General features: G+C 61.0%; 21 protein-coding genes. 19 read left to right on the top strand and 2 right to left on the bottom strand.

Annotation, left to right across the window (positions count from 1 at the left end; translation table 11 throughout):
* Positions 1-19: 19 nt before the first annotated feature.
* The 6 genes from ispF (at position 20) to rpoS (ending at position 5,171) form a co-directional block, all read left to right on the top strand.
* Positions 20-493 (top strand): 2-C-methyl-D-erythritol 2,4-cyclodiphosphate synthase, encoded by a 474-nt coding sequence (gene ispF, locus J4P02_RS19275; RefSeq protein WP_426193132.1) that lies wholly within the window; start codon positions 20-22, stop codon positions 491-493.
* Positions 490-1,548: a tRNA pseudouridine(13) synthase TruD gene (truD, locus tag J4P02_RS19280; protein WP_426193134.1), complete on the top strand. Its 1,059-nt coding sequence runs from the start codon at positions 490-492 to the stop codon at positions 1,546-1,548. Before ispF ends, truD begins: the two co-directional genes overlap by 4 nt.
* Complete coding sequence (gene surE, locus J4P02_RS19285) at positions 1,536-2,285, top strand: 5'/3'-nucleotidase SurE (protein WP_426193136.1); 750 nt, start codon at positions 1,536-1,538, stop codon at positions 2,283-2,285. Before truD ends, surE begins: the two co-directional genes overlap by 13 nt.
* Positions 2,286-2,326: 41 nt before the next feature.
* Entirely contained in the window at positions 2,327-2,962 is a 636-nt protein-coding gene (locus J4P02_RS19290; RefSeq protein ID WP_426193275.1) for a protein-L-isoaspartate(D-aspartate) O-methyltransferase, read from the top strand.
* Between the two features lie 210 nt (positions 2,963-3,172).
* A complete protein-coding gene (locus J4P02_RS19295) occupies positions 3,173-4,057 on the top strand; it encodes a peptidoglycan DD-metalloendopeptidase family protein (protein ID WP_426193138.1) in 885 nt (294 codons plus the stop codon).
* A 106-nt stretch (positions 4,058-4,163) separates the two neighbouring features.
* Positions 4,164-5,171 carry an RNA polymerase sigma factor RpoS gene (gene rpoS, locus J4P02_RS19300; RefSeq protein WP_016964675.1) on the top strand — a complete coding sequence of 336 codons (1,008 nt, stop codon included), beginning with the start codon at positions 4,164-4,166 and terminating at the stop codon, positions 5,169-5,171.
* A gap of 516 nt (positions 5,172-5,687) precedes the next feature.
* Here the strand turns inward: rpoS and fdxA are convergent.
* Together fdxA and mutS are read right to left on the bottom strand one after the other, a co-directional pair.
* The gene (gene fdxA / locus J4P02_RS19305; protein ID WP_007924025.1) at positions 5,688-6,011 is read right to left on the bottom strand and encodes a ferredoxin FdxA; all 324 of its coding nucleotides are present in this window, start codon (positions 6,009-6,011) and stop codon (positions 5,688-5,690) included.
* Between the two features lie 142 nt (positions 6,012-6,153).
* Positions 6,154-8,733 (bottom strand): DNA mismatch repair protein MutS, encoded by a 2,580-nt coding sequence (gene mutS / locus J4P02_RS19310; protein ID WP_426193141.1) that lies wholly within the window; start codon positions 8,731-8,733, stop codon positions 6,154-6,156.
* 184 nt (positions 8,734-8,917) lie between these two features.
* Here mutS and J4P02_RS19315 point away from each other — a divergent pair, with 184 nt between their 5' ends.
* From J4P02_RS19315 to J4P02_RS19375, 13 genes are all read left to right on the top strand, one after another.
* Complete coding sequence (locus tag J4P02_RS19315; RefSeq protein ID WP_426193143.1) at positions 8,918-9,664, top strand: LexA family transcriptional regulator; 747 nt, start codon at positions 8,918-8,920, stop codon at positions 9,662-9,664.
* 517 nt (positions 9,665-10,181) lie between these two features.
* Positions 10,182-10,532, top strand: coding sequence for a phage holin family protein (locus J4P02_RS19320; RefSeq protein WP_426193145.1), 351 nt, complete (start codon positions 10,182-10,184; stop codon positions 10,530-10,532).
* Between the two features lie 44 nt (positions 10,533-10,576).
* On the top strand, positions 10,577-11,098 hold the full coding sequence (locus tag J4P02_RS19325) for a hypothetical protein (protein WP_426193147.1): 522 nt from the start codon (positions 10,577-10,579) through the stop codon (positions 11,096-11,098).
* Entirely contained in the window at positions 11,095-11,673 is a 579-nt protein-coding gene (locus J4P02_RS19330; protein ID WP_426193149.1) for a phage baseplate assembly protein V, read from the top strand. The genes J4P02_RS19325 and J4P02_RS19330 overlap by 4 nt, the downstream gene beginning before the upstream one ends.
* Positions 11,674-11,715: 42 nt before the next feature.
* Complete coding sequence (locus tag J4P02_RS19335) at positions 11,716-11,919, top strand: hypothetical protein (protein WP_426193151.1); 204 nt, start codon at positions 11,716-11,718, stop codon at positions 11,917-11,919.
* A 4-nt stretch (positions 11,920-11,923) separates the two neighbouring features.
* Positions 11,924-12,250 carry a GPW/gp25 family protein gene (locus J4P02_RS19340; protein ID WP_426193153.1) on the top strand — a complete coding sequence of 109 codons (327 nt, stop codon included), beginning with the start codon at positions 11,924-11,926 and terminating at the stop codon, positions 12,248-12,250.
* Positions 12,247-13,128, top strand: a complete 882-nt coding sequence (locus J4P02_RS19345; RefSeq protein WP_426193155.1) for a baseplate assembly protein — start codon at positions 12,247-12,249, stop codon at positions 13,126-13,128. Before J4P02_RS19340 ends, J4P02_RS19345 begins: the two co-directional genes overlap by 4 nt.
* Position 13,129: 1 nt before the next feature.
* Positions 13,130-13,819 carry a phage tail protein I gene (locus J4P02_RS19350; protein WP_426193157.1) on the top strand — a complete coding sequence of 230 codons (690 nt, stop codon included), beginning with the start codon at positions 13,130-13,132 and terminating at the stop codon, positions 13,817-13,819.
* Complete coding sequence (locus tag J4P02_RS19355) at positions 13,816-15,387, top strand: phage tail protein (RefSeq protein WP_426193159.1); 1,572 nt, start codon at positions 13,816-13,818, stop codon at positions 15,385-15,387. The genes J4P02_RS19350 and J4P02_RS19355 overlap by 4 nt, the downstream gene beginning before the upstream one ends.
* Position 15,388: 1 nt before the next feature.
* Positions 15,389-15,826, top strand: a complete 438-nt coding sequence (locus J4P02_RS19360; protein WP_426193161.1) for a phage tail assembly chaperone — start codon at positions 15,389-15,391, stop codon at positions 15,824-15,826.
* A 97-nt stretch (positions 15,827-15,923) separates the two neighbouring features.
* A complete protein-coding gene (locus tag J4P02_RS19365) occupies positions 15,924-17,087 on the top strand; it encodes a phage tail sheath subtilisin-like domain-containing protein (RefSeq protein WP_426193163.1) in 1,164 nt (387 codons plus the stop codon).
* Positions 17,088-17,099: 12 nt separating this feature from the next.
* Positions 17,100-17,609: a phage major tail tube protein gene (locus J4P02_RS19370; protein ID WP_426193165.1), complete on the top strand. Its 510-nt coding sequence runs from the start codon at positions 17,100-17,102 to the stop codon at positions 17,607-17,609.
* A 13-nt stretch (positions 17,610-17,622) separates the two neighbouring features.
* Complete coding sequence (locus tag J4P02_RS19375; protein WP_426193167.1) at positions 17,623-17,928, top strand: phage tail assembly protein; 306 nt, start codon at positions 17,623-17,625, stop codon at positions 17,926-17,928.
* Positions 17,929-18,008 lie beyond the last annotated feature (80 nt).

Here is an 18,008-nt window from a genome sequence, read left to right on the forward strand (position 1 = left end):
TCATTCAGGGCGTTTTTCTATGCGTATTGGCCACGGTTACGATGTGCACCGCTTCGCCGACGGCGACTTCATCACTTTGGGTGGTGTGCGTATCTCCCATCATTGCGGGCTGCTGGCCCACTCCGACGGCGACGTGCTGCTGCATGCGCTCAGCGACGCCTTGCTCGGTGCCGCGGCACTGGGGGATATCGGCAAGCACTTTCCGGACACCGACCCGCAGTTCAAGGGCGCCGACAGCCGGGTGCTGCTGCGGCATGTTGTCGCGCTGATCCATGCCAAGGGCTGGAAGGTCGGCAATGTCGACAACACTATAGTCGCCCAGGCGCCGAAGATGGCTCCTCATATCGAAGGCATGCGCGCCCTGATCGCCGAAGACCTGCAGGTTGAACTGGACCAAGTGAACGTCAAGGCCACCACCACTGAAAAGCTCGGTTTCGTGGGGCGCGAGGAAGGTATCGCGGTGCATTCCGTAGCCTTGTTGCTGCGCTCATGAATGAACTGCAACTCTTGGGCCCGCGGGCCTACGGCGAGGCATTGGGCAGCGCAGTGCTCAAGGCGACGGCTGAAGATTTCCAGGTCGATGAGGTGCTCGATATTCCCCTCAGTGGCGACGGCGAGCACCTGTGGCTGTGGGTCGAGAAGCGCGGCCTGAACACCGAGGAAGCGGCCCGGCGAATTGCCAAGGCTGCAGCGGTACCGCTGCGTACCGTCAGCTATGCCGGACTCAAGGACCGCCAGGCCCTGACGCGGCAATGGTTCAGCGTGCAGTTGCCGGGCAAGGCCGATCCGGATCTGCGGGCTGCGGAAAACGACACCCTGAAAATCCTCAAGACCGGCCGCCACAAGCGTAAGTTGCAGCGCGGTGCCCATTCGGCCAATGGCTTTACCTTGCGCCTGACCGAGCTCAAGGCCGATCAGGCCGCTGTTGATGAACGCTTGCAGCGGATTGCCCAGCAGGGGATTCCCAACTACTTCGGCACCCAGCGCTTCGGGCATGGCGGCGGCAACCTGGTGGATGCTCGTGACTGGGCCTTGCGCCAGGCCTTGCCGGAACAACGCAATATGCGTTCGCGGCTGCTTTCCGCCGCCCGCAGCTACCTGTTCAACCAGGTGCTGGCAGCGCGGGTGGCGGACGGCACCTGGCAGCAGGCGCAGGTGGGTGATCTGCTGGCGTTTACCAATAGTCGCAGCTTCTTTATGGCGGGCGAGGCCGAGTGTTCCGATCCGCGCCTGGGGATTCTCGATCTGCATCCCACTGGCGCCCTATGGGGCCAGGGCGACTCGCCGGCGGCAGGTGCAGCCCATGATCTGGAGCAGGCAATTGCCGGGCGTGAGCCGGCACTGTGCGATTGGCTGGCAAAAGCCGGAATGGACCACGAACGGCGCATCCTGCGGCTGCCCATTGGCGGTTTGACGTGGCATTATCCCGTGCCTGATATTCTGCAACTGGAATTCGTCCTGCCGGCCGGATGTTTCGCCACCGCCTTGGTGCGTGAACTTGTCGATCTGGTGCCGGTGGGGCAGACGGACAGCTCATGCGCATTCTGATTTCTAACGATGATGGGGTTACGGCTCCCGGTATCGCCGCGTTGCATGCCGCGCTGGCGGATCATGCCGAGTGTGTGGTGATCGCACCGGACCAGGACAAAAGCGGCGCCAGCAGCTCGCTGACGCTCGACCGTCCGTTGCATCCCCATACCCTTGGCAATGGCTTCATCAGCATCAACGGTACGCCGACCGACTGTGTGCACCTGGGGCTCAATGGCTTGCTGGAGCACGAACCGGACATGGTGGTCTCGGGGATCAACCTGGGGGCCAACCTCGGCGATGACGTGCTGTATTCCGGAACGGTTGCTGCGGCATTGGAAGGACGTTTCCTGCAACGCCCGGCGATCGCTTTTTCACTCGTGTCGCGGCAGGTGGAGAATCTCGCCACCGCCGCCTATTTCGCGCGCAAGCTGGTTCAAGCCCAGGGCTTGCTGGATCTGCCACCACGGACGGTGTTGAACGTGAATATTCCCAACCTGCCGCTCGATCATATTCGCGGCATCCAACTGACCCGGCTCGGCCATCGCGCCCGCGCCGCGGCGCCGATGAAGGTGGTCGATCCGCGCGGCAAGGCGGGGTACTGGATCGCCGCCGCTGGTGATGCCGAGGATGGCGGCCCGGGCACGGACTTCCATGCTGTCATGCAGGGCTATGTGTCGGTCACCCCGTTGCAGCTGGATCGCACCTTCAATGATGCGTTCAGGCAATTGGATGGCTGGCTGGAGGGGCTGCGCTGATGGCTCGGGAACAAGACGATCTGTTGCGGCGGGGTATCGGCATGACTTCCCAGCGCACCCGGGAGCGGTTGATTCAGCGTCTTTATGACGAAGGACTGTCCAATCCCCAGGTGCTGGAAGTGATCCGGCGCACACCGCGGCATTTGTTTGTCGATGAGGCGCTGGCCCATCGCGCCTACGAAGACACGGCACTGCCTATCGGCCATAACCAGACCATTTCCCAGCCTTATATGGTGGCCCGCATGAGCGAGCTGCTGCTGGAGGCGGGGCCGCTGGACAAGGTGCTGGAGATTGGCACGGGGTCGGGCTACCAGACGGCGGTACTCTCGCAACTGGTGGAGCGGGTGTTTTCCGTGGAGCGGATCAAGGTCCTGCAGGACCGAGCCAAGGAACGCCTGCAAGAGTTGAACCTGCGTAATGTGGTGTTCCGCTGGGGCGATGGCTGGGAAGGCTGGCCTGCGCTGGCGCCTTACAACGGCATTATCGTGACTGCGGTGGCCACCGATGTTCCCCAGGCCCTGCTCGATCAACTGGCGCCTGGCGGGCGTCTGGTGATTCCGGTGGGCGCCGGTGAAGTGCAGCAACTGATGCTGATCGTTCGCGAAGAACAGGGCTTTGCCCGGCATGTCCTGGGTGCTGTACGTTTTGTTCCGTTGCTCAATGGTCCTCTGGCCTGAGCATTTATCTGGCCTGGGGTGAATTCTCCCGGCCGGGCTGTGTCTTAGTGCCGTCCTGATCGTCAATGAGTGGGGCGGTGATCAGGGGCAAACTCTTGTAATGGGCCCAACGCTTTGCCAGCGGTAAAGCGCCTGCCTCCAGTTATACTTGCGTCACTTCACGCCTGAGCCAGGCAATCTATATCGTCAACAGCACAAAGGGAGCGGCGGGTGAGTCTCACAGTCATTGCGCAGCGTATGGGTATCACAAGCTTTCAGCGACTGATGATTGGCCTTGTCTTGAGTTCCTTGTTGGTCGGTTGCTCCAGCACCAAGACCAGCAGTGTGGGAGTGGTTGAACGCAGTAACACCAATGCGGCGCCGCAGCGTCCTACGGTAACGACCGGACAATATGTCGTGCGCCGTGGGGATACGCTGTTTTCCATTGCCTTCCGCTATGGCTGGGACTACAAGGCGCTGGCTGCCCGTAACAATATCGCCGAGCCTTATACCATTCATCCGGGGCAGACCATCCGCTTCGATGGTCGTACTGGAGCGGCGCCGGCAGCCGTGGTCACCAGCACCCAGTCCAGTGCTTCCTCATCGAGCAAGACCACGGTCATTCGTCGTCCGGCAGGACCAACGCAGCCTCCCGCAGCCCCCCCCGCAGCGACCTCGACGGCTTCCGCAGGCAAGCCAGCCCCCGCTCCGGTGCCGGCTCCAGTACCGCCTGCAGGCCCCGCGCCAACGGGCTGGAACTGGCCTTCCAACGGTGTTTTGATTGGAAAATTTTCTTCAAACGGTAGTTTGAATAAAGGCATTGATATCGCCGGGGATTTGGGACAGCCTGTTTTAGCTGCGTCTGATGGGACGGTGGTTTACGCTGGGAGTGGCTTAAGGGGCTACGGCGAATTAGTCATCATCAAACACAACGAAACCTACGTCAGTGCTTACGGTCACAACCGCAAGCTATTGGTTCGGGAGGGACAGCAGGTCAAAGTCGGACAGACAATTGCCGAGATGGGATCAACTGGTACAGACCGGGTGAAACTGCACTTTGAGATTCGCCGACAAGGTAAACCTGTAGATCCGTTGCAATTCCTGCCACGTCGTTGATCCGTTACCAGCCTGTTCCGCTCACGTAGAGGGAACAGGCTCCAGCGCTGCCAGGGATAAAGGCGTCGCTTGAGCCTGAGGTCGAACTCACCAAAGGACTATAACAATGGCTCTCAGTAAAGAAGTGCCGGAGTTTGACATCGACGATGAGGTTCTCCTTATGGAGAGCAGCATCGATATGGATTCGATGTCGAATAATGAGGGGGCAACTCCACCTTCCGTTCGCGCCAAATCCAAAAGCTCCGCTTCACTCAAGCAACACAAGTACATTGATTACACCCGCGCGCTCGATGCGACGCAGCTGTATCTCAATGAAATCGGTTTTTCTCCATTGCTCTCTCCCGAAGAGGAAGTGCACTTTGCGCGTTTGTCGCAGAGTGGCGACCCGGCCGGGCGCAAGCGCATGATTGAAAGTAACTTGCGACTGGTGGTGAAAATCGCCAGGCGCTATGTCAATCGTGGCTTGTCGCTGCTGGACCTGATCGAAGAGGGCAACCTCGGGCTGATCCGGGCGGTGGAGAAGTTCGACCCGGAACGCGGCTTCCGCTTCTCGACGTACGCCACCTGGTGGATTCGTCAGACCATCGAACGCGCGATCATGAATCAGACCCGCACCATCCGGTTGCCGATTCATGTGGTCAAGGAGCTCAACGTCTACTTGCGCGCCGCCCGCGAGCTGACGCAAAAACTCGATCATGAACCTTCCCCCGAAGAAATCGCCAACCTGCTGGAGAAGCCGGTGGCTGAAGTCAAACGCATGCTCGGCCTGAACGAGCGGGTGTCTTCGGTAGATGTCTCGCTGGGGCCAGACTCGGACAAGACCCTGCTCGACACCCTGACTGATGATCGTCCGACGGATCCTTGCGAGCTGTTGCAGGACGACGATCTTTCACAAAGCATCGATCAATGGCTTTCCGAGCTGACGGAAAAGCAGCGTGAGGTGGTGGTACGCCGCTTTGGCTTGCGAGGTCATGAAAGCAGCACTCTCGAAGATGTCGGCCTGGAGATAGGCCTGACCCGCGAGCGGGTTCGGCAGATTCAGGTTGAAGGGCTCAAGCGCCTGAGGGAAATTCTCGAGAAGAATGGATTGTCCAGTGAATCGCTGTTTCAGTAGTTCCTGGCATTGATCCACAAGAGCCCCGATCAACTCGGGGCTTTTTATTGTCCGCTACTGGTTATTCACAAACGCCAGATTCTGCCGGCAGTGGGGATTAATCTTAACTTGCGTGTAAGCCAAAGATTACTTTTACGTAGGTATTCAGTTCGCTGTTACTTCTGACTTGCCTAGATTGGCTTAAGTGATTTTTTATATTACTGATTTATAAGCATTTTTATTTTCAGCATGGCCTGGTTTGACAGAGTTGGCTGCAAATAGTGCGATTGCTCTTACCGAGGAACTCTCTAATATCAGCCCTGTGTCGACGGATAGACACAGCCATCAAGGAAGATGGTTAGGACGTCGCAGGAAGCGATTCATCAGGACGATGAAAAGGAACACAGGGACTAGGGAAAAAAGTGGGCGGGTCATACCGCCCCTTTTTTTTGCCCGCAGAAAAGTCCCAGCAGCGGTATACCTGGACCCAAAATGCAAAAAGGCCCGCAAGGGGCCTTTTTTCGGAACGCCTGGTAATCAGCGTTCCAGGTCTTTGATCTTGCCTTTGACGCCATCCCACTCTTCGGCATCCGGCAACGAATCTTTCTTCTCAGTGATGTTCGGCCAGATCTCGGCCAGCTCGACGTTCAACTGAATGAATTCTTGCATCTCTTCCGGGACTTCGTCCTCGGAGAAAATGGCTACAGCGGGGCATTCAGGCTCGCACAGCGCGCAGTCAATGCACTCATCCGGGTGAATCACCAGGAAGTTCGGCCCTTCGTAAAAGCAGTCCACCGGACAGACTTCTACGCAGTCGGTGTACTTGCACTTGATGCAGTTGTCGGTGACGACGAAGGTCATTTCTAATTCTCTCCTCAGGCGGCGGCAGCGGAGCCCCTAGATGACGGGGACGCCAGGTTTGAGAGCGATAGTCTGCGGACCAGGCTAATAGTCCGCAGCATCCCAAACCGCGCGAGATTCTAACAGCTTGAAGGCGTTCGCGTTAGATGCGTGTCTTCAATGTATAGAGCATTTCCAATGCTCGACGTGGGGTCATGTCGTCCAGATCCAGCTTGGCCAGGTCGTCGAGTACCGGGTGTGGCAGGCTGGCGAACATATCGCTTTGCAACGGAGCCTGGGCCTTGCCCGCCACCGCACGCGGTGCTTCATGGGGCAGGCTGCTGGTTTCCAGTCGGCTCAAATGTTCCCGGGCGCGGGTGATCACATCCCCTGGAACCCCCGCCAGCTGGGCCACAGCGAGGCCATAGCTCTGGCTGGCAGGTCCGGGCAGCACATGGTGCAGAAAGACGATGCGTTCGTTGTGCTCAGTGGCATTGAGATGCACGTTGGCCACCAGCGGCTGGTTTTCCGGCAGTACGGTCAGCTCGAAATAGTGGGTCGCGAACAGGGTATAGGCCCGCAGATGGGCGAGACGTTCTGCCGCAGCCCAGGCCAGGGAAAGTCCGTCGAAAGTACTGGTGCCACGCCCCACTTCGTCCATCAGCACCAGGCTGCGGTCCGTGGCGTTGTGCAGAATGTTGGCGGTTTCACTCATTTCCACCATAAAGGTCGAGCGTCCGCCAGCCAGGTCGTCGCTGGAGCCGATCCGGGTGAAGATCCGGTCCACCAGGGACAGTTCACAGCTGGCCGCCGGAACAAAGCTGCCAATATGCGCCAGCAGCACGATCAGTGCGGTTTGCCGCATATAGGTGGATTTACCGCCCATGTTCGGGCCGGTGATCACCAGCATCCGCGTGTTGTCATCCAGGCTCAGGTCGTTGGCCACGAAAGGCGTGGTCAGCACCTGCTCCACCACCGGGTGGCGGCCCTGGGTGATGCGCATGCAAGGTTCGCTGACGAAGCGTGGGCAGTTCAGGTCCAGATTCAGCGCACGCTCGGCCAGGTTGCTCAGTACATCCAGCTCGGCCAGGGCGGCGGCGGTGTCCTGCAAGGGCGGCAGGTGGCTGATCAAGGTTTCCAGCAGGGCGTCATAGAGCATTTTCTCCCGTGCCAGGGCGCGGCTCTTGGCCGACAGCGCCTTGTCTTCGAACTCCTTGAGTTCCGGAGTGATGAAGCGCTCGGCGCCCTTGAGGGTCTGGCGACGAATGTAGTCTGCCGGTGCCTGCTCAGCTTGTTTGCTTGGCAGTTCGATGAAATAGCCATGAATGCGGTTGTAGCCGACCTTGAGGTTGGCCAGGCCGGTACGGGCCTTTTCCCGAGCCTCGAGGTCGATCAGGAACTGCCCGGCGTTTTCGCTCAGGGATTGCAGTTCGTCCAGCTCAGCGTCGTAGCCGGTCTTGAGCACACCACCGTCGCGGATCACCGCCGGCGGGTTATCGATGATCGCCTTGGCCAGCAGGGCGGCGAGCTCGGGGTAGGTGCTGGTGGTGACGGCCAGTTGCTGGAGATGCGCCGAGTCCAGCTCGGTCATCGCTTCCTGCAATTCGGGCAGGGCGGCCAGGGCATCACGCAGGCGGGCCAGGTCCCGAGGACGGGCATTACGCAAGCCGATCCGCGCCAGGATCCGCTCGATATCGCCGATTTCCTTCAGTTGCGGCTGCAAGCGCTCGAAGCGATAGCCATCCAACAGGCAGGTAATCGAAGACTGGCGCGCCTGCAGAACCTTGAGGTCGCGCAACGGGCGGTTCAGCCAACGGGTCAGCAACCGGCTGCCCATGGCGGTCTGGCAACGGTCGACCACCGACTGCAGGGTGTTGTCGCGCCCGCCGGCCAGGTTGGTGTCCAGTTCCAGGTTGCGCCGGCTGGCGCCGTCCAGCACCACGGTGTCGTCCAGCCGCTCATGGCGCAGGCTGCGCAGGTGAGGCAGGGCGGTGCGCTGGGTTTCCTTGGCGTAGCCGAGCAGGCAACCGGCGGCGCCAAGGGCCAGGGTCAAGGTTTCGCAGCCGAAGCCCTTGAGATCCTGGGTGGAAAACTGTTGGCACAGGCTTTTGTGCGCCGAATCCCGATCGAAATCCCAGGGCGCGCGGCGGCGGACGCCACGGCGTTTTTCCGCCGGCAGGCCCTGGGGCCAGTCATCGGGAATCAGCAGCTCCACCGGATTGATCCGCTCAAGCTCGGCCAGCAGGTTTTCCCAGCCCTTGATTTCCAGGACGCTGAAATTGCCGCTGGTGATGTCCAGCACCGCCAGACCGAACAGGCGCTCATCACCCAGCACGGCAGCGATCAGGTTGTCACGGCGCTCATCCAGCAGGGCTTCGTCGCTGATGGTGCCCGGGGTGATGATACGCACCACCTGGCGCTCCACCGGGCCTTTGCTGGTGGCGGGGTCGCCCACCTGCTCGCAGATCACCACCGACTCGCCGAGCTTCACCAGCTTGGCCAGGTAGCCCTCAAGCGAGTGATAGGGGATACCGCACATGGGAATCGCCTGGCCTGCCGACTGTCCGCGTGCCGTGAGGGTGATGTCCAGTAGCTTGGCGGCCTTCTTCGCATCCTCATAGAAGATCTCGTAGAAGTCGCCCATGCGGTAGAACATCAACTGATCAGGGTGCTGGTTCTTGAGGCGCCAGTACTGCTGCATCATCGGCGTGTGGGAGGACAGATCGGAGGTATTTTTACTCATTGGTATTCAAGTGGATTCGTTGAATGGGTGACGCAAAGGAGCGCTGGGCTCGGCTTTTTGCAGATGGCGGCAAGGTTACCACGGGTGCCGAAGCCTTACAGGCAACAAGGCGCTACCGATTTTGTCCGGGAAATGCCGTGCATATGCAAAACAGCATTTGTCATTGTTAAAAAGTTCGAGCAATATGCGTTCTATGCAAATACGCAATGTTTCTACCGTCCTAAGAGAGCTGCTGGACCGCGATGGTATCTCCCCTACGGAGCTGCATCGTCGTACTGGTGTGCCTCAATCTACCCTCTCGCGGATTCTCAGCGGGAAGATCGTCGATCCCTCGGATAAACACATCTCGCGGATCGCCGACTACTTCCAGGTGAGCACCGACCAATTGCGTGGGCGTGTGGATATCGCGCCTGCCCGGGCCGCAGCCGCCCGCGACGAGATTCATTCGGAACTCAAGGATATAAGCCTTTGGGACGACGACACCCCGGTCGAGGATGACGAGGTGTCGGTTCCATTTCTTCGCGAGGTTGAATTGGCTGCTGGATCAGGAAGATTCGTCATCGAGGAAAGCGAGCGCGCCAGCCTGCGGTTCGGCAAGCGCAGCCTGCGCCACAACGGTGTGCAGTTCGACCAGGCCAAGTGCGTCACGGTACGTGGCAACAGCATGTTGCCGGTACTGCGGGACGGCGCCACGGTCGGCGTCAACGCCGGCAAGAGCGCCATTGGCGATATCGTCGATGGCGACCTGTATGCCATCAATCACAACGGCCAGTTACGGGTGAAGCAACTGTATCGCCTGCCCACCGGCATTCGCCTGCGCAGCTTCAACCGCGACGAGCACCCGGATGAGGACTACAGCTTCCAGGAAATCCAGGAAGAGCAGATCAGCATCCTCGGCCACGTTTTCTGGTGGGGCATGTACGCCCGCTAAGCCGTCACCCCCCAGTAAAGCCCGCCATTGAGCGGGCTTTTTTTTGCCCGCGAAAAAACCCTGTCCCCAATATCCATGCGGTCCCCATGCATGGGCGCAAGACAAATGCATAAATAAATGCATTTTCGCATTGACTGCATATGCACGAATGCATAATATCCACCTCAAGCCGTCAACAACGGCTGCAACGACGCTCTTTAGTGGCAAAGCAAAGGCAGCGATGAACCGGCCTCGACGGTTCAGAGGGTTGGCAACTGACCCGGGTGTGCAGCGTAAAGCACCAGAAGCAGTTATCCGGCGGACAGGGTCGCGGTCGGAGGAACAATTTGAATGGGTCCGTACCGCGCCAGTAGTGCCGAAAGACCAAGGTTTGTATTGCTGAAAAGCCCGGGCGACCGGGCTTTTTGGAATGCCTGCCTAACGTGGGCCACCCATAGACAGGGACCCCTTGAAACACTCATTACCGTTTTTACCAACTGGCCATTTCGCTGGCCTTCAAACTGCACGGGAGACCTGAATGACAAACGAGCAGCAAGCCTTGCTGGACATGCCGATCTGGATGGTCATCGTCCTGGCGCTGGTCGGTGGCGTTTCCGGTGAAATGTGGCGCGCCGACAAGGAGGGCGCCCGCGGCTGGTCGCTGTTGCGGCGCCTGGCCCTGCGCTCCGGAGCCTGTGTGGTCTGTGGCGTCTCGGCAATCATGCTGCTGTATGCCGCCGGTGTGTCGATCTGGACCGCCTGCGCCTTCGGCTGCCTGACCGCCATGGCCGGCGCCGACGTCGCCATCGGCCTGTACGAGCGCTGGGCGGCCAAGCGCATCGGGGTCTGTGAGCCGCCTTCGCGGGATTCCAACTCGAGTCAGCCCTGATTGCCGGGTGACGCCTGCCTTCGACCTGATTCTGGAGCCAGACAATGAACGAACTTATCCAGTTGCATGACGCCATGGCGTCGACGATCAAGGCCGCGATGCCACAGTTGCTAAAGGTCGAGGCGGCTCCCGGCACGCCGGATGGCTCAGTGGTGCCAGCCGTCTATTTCTCCATCAGCGCTATGGACCACAGTGCCGACCCCGGCGACGGTCGCAGTGGCCTCAAGGCCAGCTTCGAGGCTCGCCTGCTGGTTGACCCCAACCTGGCCCGGGCGCCCTTGCAGGCGGCCATTCTGGCGGCCCAATTGATGGACCTGTTGCGCGGCCAATACTGGGATCTCGACTTCGTCGATGGGGTAACGGCCATGCAGGCCAAACCTGCTCCTGCGCCTGAGGCGTCGGCACTGAAAAACCTCTGGTTGGTGCAATGGCAGCAGGTCATTTATCTGGGGCAGGAGCAGTGGCCCTGGCCCAATCAACCACCGGGAAGCTTGGCGCTGGGGTTCAGCCCTGACACAGGCCTGGGCAACCGGGATAGATACCAGTCGCCGGAGCAGATGGAATGAGCTTTGTCGCCGCGACTCACGACCGGCTGATCGCCGGCTTGATCATCCCCTGCAGCGTGGTCGCTGTGGATCTCTTGGCCGGCATGGTGCGGGTTTCCGATGGCGCCGGCTGGACCAGTGCCTGGGTCCGCTGGCACAGCCAGGCCGCCGGCAAGGCCCGCCATTGGCGAGCGCCAAGCCTGGGCGAGCAGGGTGTCCTGATCAGCCCTAGCGGCGAGCCGGCACAGGGCACCTTTGTCCCCGGCCTGTATGGCAATGCCGGCCCCCAGCCGGACAACCGCGAGCATGTCGAAGTCTGGCGTTTCGAAGACGGCGGCTCGCTGGTCTATGACTGGCAGGCCAGCAGCTACAGCATCAGCCTGCCCCACGGCACCGTTAGCATTCAGGTGGGCGCCAGCTCGGCGCTGATCACCGACAGTGCCATCAGCGCCAAGGCCGCCAGCATCAGCCTGAGCGGGCCGATCACCCTGAATGGCGATGTGCAAGTCAACGGAGCCTTGAAGGTGGCCGGGGATATCAATGGCGGCGGCAAGATCATCGATACCGGCGGCAATACGCCCAACCACAAGCACTGACCACAGCCCGCCCCAGCGGGCTTTTTTCTGCATGGAGTCATCATGAGCAGCAGCAAGAAAACCACTAGCAAGCGAGCCAGTGTCAGCCTCGCGGTGTTCCGCGACAACCTCTACACCAGCCGCATGCTGATCCTGCCGGATGGCAGGCAGTTGTCGGTCGAGCAAGGGCAGGTATCCGCCGACGCTGCCGACAGCGCCGCACTGGATTACCTGCGCCAGCACCCGGATCTGCAACCCCAGGAGTAACGCCATGATCGGAATGGATCGCCGTACCGGCCTGGCGCTGTCCGGCATCGAGCATGTCCGGCAGTCCATCGAAGACATCCTGACCACGCCCCTCGGCAGTCGGCGCATGCGCCCGGAGTACGGCAGCAACCTGCGCCGTTATGTCGACCTGCCGGTCACCGGCGGTTGGAAAAGCGCGGTGCAGGCCGAAGTGGCCCGGGCGCTGTTGCGCTGGGAACCGCGGCTGAAGCTGGAGCGCGTGCAGGTGGTGGCGGTGGTGGAGGGGCAGATTAGCTTTCAACTGAGCGGCCAGTACCTGGGCAATAACGCGGTTTTGGAGGTGGTGGCATGAGCATGCTGGACTTGTCGGCACTGCCGGCACCACAGGCGCTGGAAACCCTCGATTTCGAAGAGCTGTATCAGGGCAAGCTGGCGACTTTCCGCCGGCATATGGGCGAAGGCTGGACCGCGGCCCTGGAGAGTGATCCGGTGGTCAAGCTGCTGGAACTGTCGGCTTATGGCGATCTGCAAATGCGCGCCCGGATCAACGATGCGGCCAAGGCCTTGCTGCTGGCCCATGCCAAGGGCACGGACCTGGATCACCTGGCGGCCAACGTCAAGCTGCAGCGGCTGGTGATCCAGCCGGGCGATCCTCTGGCGGTGCCGCCAGTGGATGAAGTCAAGGAATCGGACGATGCCCTGCGCGAGCGCATCCAGTTGGCCTATGAAGGGCTGACCACGGCGGGCCCGCGCAACAGCTACATCCTGCATGCTCGTAACGCCTCGGCGCTGGTGGCGGATGCCTCGGCAGAAAGCCCGGCGCCGGCCTGCGTGACGGTTTCGGTTCTAGGGCTGGAGGGTGACGGGACCGCAGGTCCTGAGTTGCTGGCGGCGGTTGCCAAGGCTCTCAACGACGACGATGTGCGGCCGGTGGCGGATCGGGTCACGGTGCAGAGTGCCCAGGTGCTGCGCTACCGCGTCGATGCGGTGCTGCACATGAAGGGCCCGGGCCCGGAAAGCGATGCTGCCTTGGTCGAGGCTGAGCGCAGGTTCAAGGCCTGGATGAACCCGCGCAAGCGCCTGGGGGTGGAGGTGGCCCGTTCGGCCATCGATGCCCAGCTGCACGTCGCCGGGGTGGCCCGGGTGGAGTTGCCAGGGTGGCAGGACCTGGCGCCAACGCCAGCCCAGGCGGCGTACTGCACCGGCTACAGCATCAAGCTGGGTGGCTGATATGAGCAGCCTATTGCCAATCAACAGCACGCCCCTGGAGCGCGGCCTGGAAGCGATCAATACCAAGGACACGGCCAGCATCCTGCGCACGCTCTACAACCCCGACACGTGCCCAGCGCATCTGCTCTCGCAGCTGGCCTGGGCCTGGTCGGTGGATCGCTGGGACCCAGGCTGGTCTGAGACGGTCAAGCGCAGCGCCATCAAGGCTTCATTCTTTATCCATGCACGCAAGGGCACCATCGGCGCACTGTGCCGGGTAGTGGAGCCGCTGGGCTATCTGATCGAGATCATCGAGTGGTTCAACACGGTGCCCCAGGGCGTACCCGGAACCTTTGCCTTGAAGGTAGGCGTCCTCGATACCGGAATCACCGAGGAGATGTATCAAGAGCTGGAACGCCTGATCGATGACGCCAAGCCGGTCACCCGGCAGCTGACCGGTTTGGCGATCAGCCTGGAAACTCAAGGCGCCTTGAATATTGGCGTTGCGGTGTACGGCGGGGATGAAATCGACGTGTACCCGCCAGTGCTACGCGACATTGTCGCGACCGGCGTCCTCGGCAACACCGGCCGCGAGGACTCAACCGACAGCGTCGACGTTTATCCGCCATCCCCTGAAACCATTGCCCTTATCTGCCAAATCGGTGCCCCTGGGCGTGAACACACTATCGACATATTGGACAGCTACCCATGATCGACCCGAACAGTCAGTTCTTCGCAATTCTTACGGCGGCCGGCGAAGCCAAGCAAGCCAACGCCGATGCCCTGGGCATTCCCTGGAAACTCACGGAAATGGGGGTGGGTGATGCCAACGGTACTGACCCTATCCCTGACCGGGCGCAGACCCGGCTGATCAACGAGCGCCGGCGCCGGCCGCTGAACAAGCTGTCGGTCGACCCGGCGAATCCCAACATCCTGGTGGCCGAGCAGATTATCCCGGCCGACGAGGGTGGCTGGTGGATTCGTGAAATTGGTTTGTATGACGCCGACGGCGCTCTGGTCGCGGTGGCGAACTGCGCCCCGAGTTACAAGCCGCTGATGTCCCAAGGCTCTGGTCGCACGCAAGTCGTGCGTATGAACTTCATCGTCTCCAGCGCGGCCAGCGTGGTGCTGAAAATCGATCCGGCCGTGGTGCTCGCTACCCGGCAATATGTCGATGATTCGATTGCCGATGCGGTCAGTCGCCAGGACGCCAAGGCGTCGGTGTTGGTGGCGACCACGGGGCCGATTCAGCTGGCCGGGGCCCCGACCATTGACGGGGTCCCGGTGCCGCTGGGCTCGCGGGTGTTGGTGAAGGACCAAGCCCAGGCCAAGGACAACGGGATCTACCTTACGGCCGACATCTGGAAGCGAGCCGCCGATGCAGACAGCAGCGCAAAAGTCACCCCCGGCCTGCTGGTGGCTGTCGAACAGGGCGCAACCAGTGCTGACTCCCTATGGCTGCTGTCGACTGATGGGCCGATTGTGCTGGGCACCACGCCGCTGGCGTTCAAGAGCGTGACCCAAGGACTGGCGCCGATCAACTCTCCAGCGTTTACCGGGGTGCCGAGCGCTCCAACTGCGGCTCAGTTCGATACAAGCAAAGCCCTGGCTACGACCGAATATGTGCAGCGGGCGCTCGGAAATTTTGCCGGGCAATTCGGGGCGTCCACTAGCCAGACGCTAACGCTCGCCCAGGCCGGTTTACTTATCAATGCGAGCAGTACGGTCACCCTTACGCTGCCAGCTGTCACCGCTCAGAACATCGGCGCGACATATCAAATCAACAACGCCGGCAATGGCGTAGTTACTGTTCAGGCCGCGCCTGGGCAGGCGCTCTACGGGGTTGGAAATTCAACACCACGGACATTCGTTCTGGGGTCGGGCGATACAGTGACAATCGGCTGCGTCGGGGTCGGTCAATGGTATGGATGGGGGGGGGTTCAACTCGGTTCCTCATCTGCATTTGCAGCGTCGTTAAACACCTCAGGTCATACAAAGCTGCCGAACGGGTTTATCGAGCAGTGGGTTACTGGTACTAGCGACAACAATGGAACGATGTCTCTAACGCTACCAATCAAGTTTCCCAACGAAATTTTAGGCGGTGTTGCTGACGAGTACGCGCCGGGAAACTGGCTGCCGGGCGGAGTCTCGATATGGGGGTTTGATTTTGCAAACAGTACGACCTCTGTCGTTGTTGCTAGATCACGCCAGATCGTAGGTACAGCAGGGCCTGTGGCAAAGGCAGGGATATCGGGGCGAATTCGAGTGTGGGGGCGCTAACATGGAAATCTATTTTTTCGATGCTCAGACGCTGGGTTTTTTAACCGCGGGATATCATGGAGACGTGGTTACTCAAGGTCTCTGCGAGTTGTCCGCCGACGAACACAGGGCGCTGCTTGCTGGCCAGGCAATGGGTAAACGTATCGTTGCAGATAAGGCCGGGAGGCCTGCGCTTGTCGATCTTCCTCCCCCGCCTCGCGAGGAGCTGCTGGGAGCTGAACGGGCATGGCGGGATACACGTCTTGCTGCAACCGACGCGGTAGTAATGCGACACCGCGACGAGCTGGAAGACGGCGCTGCTACCACTTTGAAAGCCGAGCAATACACCGAGCTCCAAGCCTACCGCCGGGCGCTGCGTGGCTGGCCCGAGTCTGGCGAATTCCCGCTCAGCGAACACCGGCCGCCGGTGCCCGCGTGGCTGCCCAGCCTGACCCTATAAACGCCCCGCACTGTCGGGGCGTTTTCATTCCAGCGCTTCGGCACCTGTACCACCCACGGCCTCGTACATGCGGGGCCTTGACATTTCTGGAGACTCTATGAGCTTTTTCCACGGCGTTACCGTCACTAACGTGGACACCGGTGCACGCACCATCTCGCTGCCCACTTCCTCGATCATCGGCCTGGTGGACACCTTCACCGAAGGCCCTGGCGCCACTGCCAAGGCCAATGATCTGCTGCTGATCAGCAACGAGCGCGAGGCCATCGCTGCCTGGGGCGCGGATGCGGCCATCACCAAGGCTTGCCAGGCCATCTACCAGCGGGCCAAGGCGGTGATCGTCGCTTGCGGCGTGGCCAAGGTGGCCGATGCGGCCGAGCAGACTTCGGCGATCATCGGCGGCGTGCTGGCCAACGGCAAGCGCACCGGCCTGCAGGCGCTGCTGGACGGCAAGAGCCGGTTCAACGCCCAGCCACGCCTGCTGGTCACCCCCAAGCACAGCTCGACCCAGGCGGTGGGCACCGCGCTGGTGGCCCTGGCCGACAAGCTGCGCGGCCTGGCGATTCTCGATGGTCCCAACAGCACCGACGAAGCGGCCATGGCCTACGCCAAGAATTTCGGCGCCAAGCGCGCCTATATGGTCGACCCGGGCATCAAGTACTGGGACAACAGCGCCAACGCCACCGTCGATGCCCCGGCCTCGGCCTGGGTGGCCGGCCTGTTCGCCTGGACCGACAACGAATACGGCTTCTGGGCCTCACCCTCGAACAAGGAGTTCGTCGGCATCAGCGGCACCAGCCGTCCCATCGAGTTCCTGGACGGCGATGAAAGCTGCCGCGCCAACCTGCTGAACAACGCCAACATCACCACCGTGATTCGCGATGCGGGCTTCCGCCTGTGGGGCAACCGCACGTTGTCCAGCGATCCGAAGTGGGCCTTTGTCACCCGGGTGCGGACCCTGGATATCGTCATGGACGCCATCCTCTACGGCCACAAATGGGCGGTGGACCGCTCGATCACCGCGACCTACGTCAAGGACGTCACCGAAGGCCTGCAGGCGTTTATGCGCGACCTGAAGAACCAGGGCGCGATCATCAACTTCGAGGTCTACGCCGACACCGAGCTCAACACCGCCAGCCAGCTGGAGCAGGGCAAGGTGTACTGGAACATCCGCTTCACCGACGTGCCACCGGCCGAAAACCCCAACTTCCGCGTCGAGGTCACCAACCAGTGGCTGACCGAAGTCCTCGAACCAACCGCTTAAGGAGCAGCAGCAATGGCAATGATTCCCGAAACCCTGGCGAACATGAACCTGTTCGTCGATGGCATCAGCTTTCAAGGCGACGTGCCGAGCCTGACCCTGCCCAAGTTGACCCTCAAGACCGAGGAGCACCGTGTCGGCGGCATGGATCTGCCGGTGGAGCTGGACATGGGCATGGAAAAACAGGAAGCCGGCTTCACCACCACCGGCGTGCGTCGCGAGTCGCTGAAGATGTTCGGCCTGGCTGACGGCAGCGGTTTCAGCGGTGTGTTCCGTGGCGCCTTCAAGGGCCTCAAGGGCAAGGTCACCCCGGTGATCGTCACCCTGCGTGGCCTGCTCAAGGAAGTGGACATGGGCGATTGGAAGGCCGGCGACAAGGCTGAGATCAAGCACAACGTGTCCCTGACCTACTACAAGCTGGAAGTCGAGGGTCGGCTGATCTACGAGATCGATGCCCTGGGCATGAAGCGTGTGATCAATGGCGTCGACCAGCTCGCCGCGCAACGTTCGGCCCTGGGCCTGTAAGGAAACCAATCGCATGTCTCAAGCAATCAGCAAGACCCCGGCCTGGATGACCCTGAGCGCGGAAAACGTGGTGATCAGCCTCAGCAAGCCTGTGGAAATGAACGGCGTGCTCTGCGACAAGGTCACCTTGCGTGCTCCCACCGTACGCGATGTGCGTGCGGCCAATGCTGGGGCCGTTGGCGATGATGAACAGCGTGAACTGATGCTGTTCGCCAGCCTGGCGCAAATCGGCGCCAAGGACCTGGAAGGCATGGCGCTCAAGGACTACCAGCGCCTGCAGGCCGGTTATTTTCGCCTGGTGCAAGACGACGAACTTTGACCCGGCGCTGATCAAGGTGGCGGCAAAGCGGCTCGCCAGCGAGCTGCATTTTTCCGCAGAGGAAATCATGACCATGCGCT

The organism is Pseudomonas sp. NFXW11, assembly GCF_049887815.1.
In the GTDB taxonomy this organism is placed as follows: domain Bacteria; phylum Pseudomonadota; class Gammaproteobacteria; order Pseudomonadales; family Pseudomonadaceae; genus Aquipseudomonas.

Bases quoted from the DNA above. Each gene is read 5' to 3' on its own strand.
- ispF (WP_426193132.1), top strand. From the start codon at position 20: ATGCGTATTGGCCACGGTTACGATGTGCACCGCTTCGCCGACGGCGAC.
- truD (WP_426193134.1), top strand. From the start codon at position 490: ATGAATGAACTGCAACTCTTGGGCCCGCGGGCCTACGGCGAGGCATTG.
- surE (WP_426193136.1), top strand. From the start codon at position 1,536: ATGCGCATTCTGATTTCTAACGATGATGGGGTTACGGCTCCCGGTATC.
- J4P02_RS19290 (WP_426193275.1), top strand. From the start codon at position 2,327: ATGACTTCCCAGCGCACCCGGGAGCGGTTGATTCAGCGTCTTTATGAC.
- rpoS (WP_016964675.1), top strand. From the start codon at position 4,164: ATGGCTCTCAGTAAAGAAGTGCCGGAGTTTGACATCGACGATGAGGTT.
- fdxA (WP_007924025.1), bottom strand. From the start codon at position 6,011: ATGACCTTCGTCGTCACCGACAACTGCATCAAGTGCAAGTACACCGAC.
- mutS (WP_426193141.1), bottom strand. From the start codon at position 8,733: ATGAGTAAAAATACCTCCGATCTGTCCTCCCACACGCCGATGATGCAG.
- J4P02_RS19315 (WP_426193143.1), top strand. From the start codon at position 8,918: ATGCGTTCTATGCAAATACGCAATGTTTCTACCGTCCTAAGAGAGCTG.
- J4P02_RS19320 (WP_426193145.1), top strand. From the start codon at position 10,182: ATGACAAACGAGCAGCAAGCCTTGCTGGACATGCCGATCTGGATGGTC.
- J4P02_RS19325 (WP_426193147.1), top strand. From the start codon at position 10,577: ATGAACGAACTTATCCAGTTGCATGACGCCATGGCGTCGACGATCAAG.
- J4P02_RS19330 (WP_426193149.1), top strand. From the start codon at position 11,095: ATGAGCTTTGTCGCCGCGACTCACGACCGGCTGATCGCCGGCTTGATC.
- J4P02_RS19335 (WP_426193151.1), top strand. From the start codon at position 11,716: ATGAGCAGCAGCAAGAAAACCACTAGCAAGCGAGCCAGTGTCAGCCTC.
- J4P02_RS19340 (WP_426193153.1), top strand. From the start codon at position 11,924: ATGATCGGAATGGATCGCCGTACCGGCCTGGCGCTGTCCGGCATCGAG.
- J4P02_RS19345 (WP_426193155.1), top strand. From the start codon at position 12,247: ATGAGCATGCTGGACTTGTCGGCACTGCCGGCACCACAGGCGCTGGAA.
- J4P02_RS19350 (WP_426193157.1), top strand. From the start codon at position 13,130: ATGAGCAGCCTATTGCCAATCAACAGCACGCCCCTGGAGCGCGGCCTG.
- J4P02_RS19355 (WP_426193159.1), top strand. From the start codon at position 13,816: ATGATCGACCCGAACAGTCAGTTCTTCGCAATTCTTACGGCGGCCGGC.
- J4P02_RS19360 (WP_426193161.1), top strand. From the start codon at position 15,389: ATGGAAATCTATTTTTTCGATGCTCAGACGCTGGGTTTTTTAACCGCG.
- J4P02_RS19365 (WP_426193163.1), top strand. From the start codon at position 15,924: ATGAGCTTTTTCCACGGCGTTACCGTCACTAACGTGGACACCGGTGCA.
- J4P02_RS19370 (WP_426193165.1), top strand. From the start codon at position 17,100: ATGGCAATGATTCCCGAAACCCTGGCGAACATGAACCTGTTCGTCGAT.
- J4P02_RS19375 (WP_426193167.1), top strand. From the start codon at position 17,623: ATGTCTCAAGCAATCAGCAAGACCCCGGCCTGGATGACCCTGAGCGCG.